Below are 3,598 nucleotides of genomic sequence, written 5' to 3'. Positions count from 1 at the left end.
CGTTAAGCGGGTGCAAATATAAAACCCTTTTTTTAATCTCGCAATGTTTATTTGATTTTTTTTTAAGACCGCTTTTGCAAGCTTTCTCATCTAAACCAAATCAACACTCAAAGAACTTTTTACCCTAAAAACGTTGCCGTTTTTAGCGGTTGCAAACTTACAACCTTTTTGTTTAATAACATGCTTTTATTTCTCTTTTTTAATCTTAAATCAAATTAGTTAAATAATGCTTTGTTAATGAACATCTTGCCTTGCTAACTACCGTAGTTGTCTCGCTAAGCGGGTGCAAATATACACCCTTTCTTTATTATAAATCTAATGTTTTATAAGTTTATTTTGAAATAATATGTAAAGCGAATGTTATTAGATGGTTACAACCGTGTTTTATTTTAAACACTTATGATTTGTCTAATAGAATGCTTACTTAATACATATAATATACATTAGAATTCTTCCTATACTTTATATTATATTCCGCTTACAAGCTAACTCTATTGACTTGTTTTTAAATAAACCATGCCCAGGTTGTAAGGATATAAACTCTCTACCCTCTTATAGCATTACAATGTAAATGATATTAATATAAAAATGACAAGGCTATATAGCTTACTATTAGTATTTTTAAAAACCGAAAAAGACTTCTACTATATATAAAGTCTAAATACATTAAACACTATATTATTTTGAACATAGAAAAAGACATCATTATTATTGGAGCAGGCCCTATTGGTATAGCTTGTGCTATGGCCTGTAAAGACAAAAACCTTAACTACCTAGTTATAGAAAAAGGATCCCTAACCAATTCCATTTTCAACTACCCATTAAACATGACGTTTTTCTCTACTTCAGAAAAAATAGAGATCGATAGTATTCCTTTTATAAGTAACAACCCGAAACCAACTAGAAACGAAGCTTTGGAATATTACAGACGTGTAGCAACTTCCAATAACCTACATATAAATTTATACGAAGAGGTAAAAGATATTGTAAAGAAAGACAATGAATTTATCATTAATACAAGTAAAACGAATTACAGCGCTAAAAAAGTAATTATTTCTACTGGGTTTTACGACGTTCCTGTAAACCTTAATGTTACTGGAGAAGACCTCCCTAAAGTGACACATTATTACAAGGAAGCACATCCTTATAGTATGCAGCATGTTATTATAGTAGGAGCTAGTAACTCTTCTGTAGATGCTGCTTTAGAAATTTACAGAAAAGGAGGCCATGTCACTATGGTTGTAAGAGGTGATGCTATTGGAGACCGAGTTAAATATTGGGTAAAACCGGATATTATAAATAGAATCGCTGAAGGTTCTATTACTGCACACTTCAATTCTGAAATACAAGAGATAAAAGAAGATGCTGTTATAATCTCTACTCCTAAAGGGAATATTACCATAGCGAACGATTATGTTTTAGCTTTAACAGGATATCAACCAAACATTACTTTATTAGAACACGCTGGAATTTCATTTTCGGAAGACGGAAAATATATTCCGTATTATAATGAAGACTCTATGGAAACCAATATTGAAGGTTTATATCTTGCTGGTGTTATTTGTGGCGGAATGGATACCCATAAATGGTTTATAGAAAACTCTAGAATTCATGCGAAGAAAATTATTAGTCATATTAAGGTTAATACGTAAGCTTCTGTTAAAACTATAATCATTACAAAAATTTAGTTTCTCAAAATTTGGCCTAGTTGTTTTATATCAACTTGTTCATCATGATGATGCCTGGCTTTCATTTCTAAATCTCTAATATGATTCAATTTTATACTATTGATATAAACCTCTAGCATTAAATCGTTATTCGATGCCCAATGTGATTTTATAAAGTTTACTTACTGCATTCCAATCAACATTTAAGTAGACCATTTTCCTCACATAATTTTAACCAAAGCTCCAAAACAACCTAGTTTAGAAGACAATTGAAGGTATGAATGATCTAGAGTATTGAAACAAATAAAATTTCCTGAATGTAATTCAATATCTTCTTCTCCAAATTTCAAGTTCACAGATCCTGAATACATATAAAGACATAAAAATTTATACGCAGTATGTAGTCTAATTTTTAAGTTGTTTTGACTCTCTATATTTAAAGCCCTTAACTCACCTTTTGTATGTCTTGTAGTCATAAGATTGAAATCTACACATCTTCCCATGGAATTTGTTTGCCAATCACCTTCAAAACAATCTACATCTCCAACATTTAAAGTTATAGTATGTTTGTGCTCATGTTCTAGAATTAGTTGGCCCTCTAAAACCATCAACTGTCTAGAAATGCCAGGAAGGGACGTGAAATTTGAACTTTCAATTTCTACGGTTGCAGTACTTAATCTAAACTCAAAATTTAATTTGGAATATTCTGCTCCTTTAGGGTAAATAGAGAGTTGTGTTGTTTCTCCTCCACTCCACTGTTTTGGTAAAAAATCTTTGGAAGTTAATATGTAATAATTCATATACAGATTAAAAATTATACTTCGTGAATTCTATTAATCCTGTTGGAGTCTTATTGATGATATCTAAACCACCTACTCAATTAGTATTCTAGGCTTATATTCAATTTCGAAAGCACACGAATTGGCGATAAAACATAAACGGCCTGCTTTGGTATGAAGTGCTTCAGCGAGTTCTTTTAGTTCTACAGTTTTAATAGTCACTTTTGGTTTTAGGATAATTTTTGTGAAGGCTCCACTTCCATCATCATTCAGTTTTAAAAAGCCCTCAACGTTGTCAGAATATTTCAATATGAAAATACCCGCTTGTTCGCATACATATATATAGGACATAAAATGACAAGACGATAATGCCGCCATTAATAATTCTTCTGGATTATATTTTGAAGCATCACCTTTAAAAGCTTTGGCTGCAGAAACTTCAAAGGTCTTTCCGTCTTCTAAAAACACTTGATGCGTTTTTAAAGAACCTCCAGATTGCTTTTCAATTAGAGCCGTTTCTAAATCCCAATGGTTTTGTATTTTAAACTGAAAGGTTGTTAACATAGTATTCTGATTGTATAAAATTAAAACATTTAACTTAAACAGTTAATAAACAATGCATTTCACCGAAAAAATTAAGGATTAGATGGCCTGTTTTATTAAAAACATTAATTTAATAAAAAAGAATATGCTTAAGAAATCGGTATTAATTGAGAATAAAAGTAAAATAACAACAAAAAATCTACAATTAGTAATTAAAAATGATACTCGTGAAGGCACTATACCTATAGAAGATATTGGCTTCTTACTTATCGACCATGCCGAAACCTACATTAGCATGTCTGCGATGAACCAGCTTATAGAAAATAACGTGGCTCTTATTATATGCAATAAATCTCATTTACCTAATGGAATGTTTTTAAATCTAAATAGCCACCATATTCAACAAGAAATATTCAAGAATCAAATAAACGCGAGTATACCTCTAAAAAAGCAATTGTGGCAACAAACAATTGTAGAAAAAATAACAACTGAACCACTATGGACTACAAGTCCATAGGTTCGGGCTCGTGACTGAAAGTCACCCCATGATCATTTCTCAATTATAAAATTTGTGATATTCCCATCGTCCGGTCTACGATGATGCTCCAA

Annotated in this window: 4 protein-coding genes; 2 read left to right on the top strand and 2 right to left on the bottom strand. The window is 31.2% G+C overall.

Features of this window, described 5'->3' with window-relative positions; translation table 11 throughout:
- Positions 1 to 683 precede the first annotated feature (683 nt).
- Entirely contained in the window at positions 684 to 1,652 is a 969-nt protein-coding gene (locus R6X41_RS19620) for a YpdA family putative bacillithiol disulfide reductase (RefSeq protein ID WP_318502053.1), read from the top strand.
- Positions 1,653 to 1,888: 236 nt separating this feature from the next.
- Here R6X41_RS19620 and R6X41_RS19615 read toward each other — a convergent pair whose 3' ends face one another.
- On the bottom strand, positions 1,889 to 2,467 hold the full coding sequence (locus R6X41_RS19615) for a HutD/Ves family protein (RefSeq protein WP_318502052.1): 579 nt from the start codon (positions 2,465 to 2,467) through the stop codon (positions 1,889 to 1,891).
- A 72-nt stretch (positions 2,468 to 2,539) separates the two neighbouring features.
- Positions 2,540 to 3,010, bottom strand: coding sequence for an OsmC family protein (locus tag R6X41_RS19610; protein WP_318502051.1), 471 nt, complete (start codon positions 3,008 to 3,010; stop codon positions 2,540 to 2,542).
- Between the two features lie 124 nt (positions 3,011 to 3,134).
- On the opposite strand from R6X41_RS19610, the gene R6X41_RS19605 reads away from it, so the two are divergent.
- Positions 3,135 to 3,506, top strand: coding sequence for a CRISPR-associated endonuclease Cas1 (locus R6X41_RS19605; protein ID WP_318502050.1), 372 nt, complete (start codon positions 3,135 to 3,137; stop codon positions 3,504 to 3,506).
- The last annotated feature ends 92 nt before the right edge of the window (positions 3,507 to 3,598 follow it).

Origin of the sequence: Formosa sejongensis (assembly GCF_033447105.1) — a bacterium.
Classification (GTDB): domain Bacteria; phylum Bacteroidota; class Bacteroidia; order Flavobacteriales; family Flavobacteriaceae; genus Formosa.
The sequence above is the reverse complement of the archived record's forward strand: the minus strand, read 5'-3'. Positions and strand labels throughout refer to the sequence as shown.